We start from the raw sequence: 1,069 nt of genomic DNA, 5'->3' as shown, positions 1-1,069 counted from the left end.
CGGCGGCTTCGAGCTCGTCGCGGGAGGCGTCGGGACGGGCCAGGGCCAGGTTGTCGGCCAGCGAGCCGGCCAGCAGCAGCGGCGACTGCCCGGCCCAGGCCAGGTCCGCGGCGAAGGCGCCGGCGTCCGACAGCTTCGCGTCGCCGACCCGCACCTCGCCGGTGGTGAGCGGGGCAAGGCCGGTCAGCAGGTTCAGCACCGTGGTCTTGCCGCAGCCGCTGGGGCCGAGCAGGGCGGTGATCGTGCCGCTAGGCGCGATCAGGTCGAGGTCTTCGAACACCGCCGCCTCGCCGCCGGCATAGGTCACGCCGACGCCTTGGAAGCGGATGTTCGGCGCCTTCGTCAGGGCCAGCGGCGCGGCGGCCGGGGCGGGCGTCGGCAGGCGGGCCAGGGTCAGGGCGGCGGCCTCGGCGGCCTGACGGTCGTGATAGGCGGCCGCCAGCCTGCGCATCGGGGCGTAGACCTCCGGCGCCAGGGCCAGGGCGAAGAAGGCGCGCTTGAGGTTCAGCGTCTCGGGAACCGGGAAGGGCAGCAGCCGCAGCAGGTTGAAGCCGCAATAGACCGCCGCCAGCGCCACCGACAGGGCGGCGAAGAACTCCAGCGCCGCCGACGAGAAGAACGCCACCCGCAGCACGGCCTGGGTGCGTCTGGAAAGGTCCAGCGCCGCTCCGGCCAGCCCCGCCGTCACCCGCCCCTCGGCCTGGAACGCCAGCACCACCGGCAGGGTGCGCACCCGGTCGAGGAACAGGCTGGAAAGCCGCTCCAGGGCCAGGAACTGCCGGCGCGAGGCGTCGGCGGCGGCCATGCCGGCCAGGGCCATGGCGGCGATGAAGGGCAGCAGGGTGAAGAGCTGGATGCCCGCGCAGACCGGGCTGGCGAGGGCGGTCAGGGCGATCAGCAGCAGCGGCGCGATCGCCGAGGCGCTGCGGGCGGGCGCAAAGCGCGAGACGTAGCCGTCCAGGGCCTCGACCCCTTCCATGACGGCGGTGACGGCGGCCCCGCCGCGCGGCGCGCCGGGCGCCAGCAGCGAGGCGGCGGCTTCGCGACGGGCATGGGCCTTGGCCTGGGC

1 protein-coding gene is annotated in these 1,069 nt (G+C 75.3%); it reads right to left on the bottom strand.

The window, feature by feature from the left end; genetic code table 11:
* Positions 1-1,069, bottom strand: a 1,069-nt coding sequence (locus tag DMC18_RS25500; RefSeq protein ID WP_146218239.1) for an ATP-binding cassette domain-containing protein, incomplete at both ends; no start/stop codon positions are given.

The sequence above is a fragment of the Caulobacter sp. D5 genome (assembly GCF_003185805.1).
GTDB lineage: Bacteria > Pseudomonadota > Alphaproteobacteria > Caulobacterales > Caulobacteraceae > Caulobacter.
Note: the sequence above shows the minus strand (reverse complement) of the source record. Positions and strands in the feature narration are given on the sequence as shown.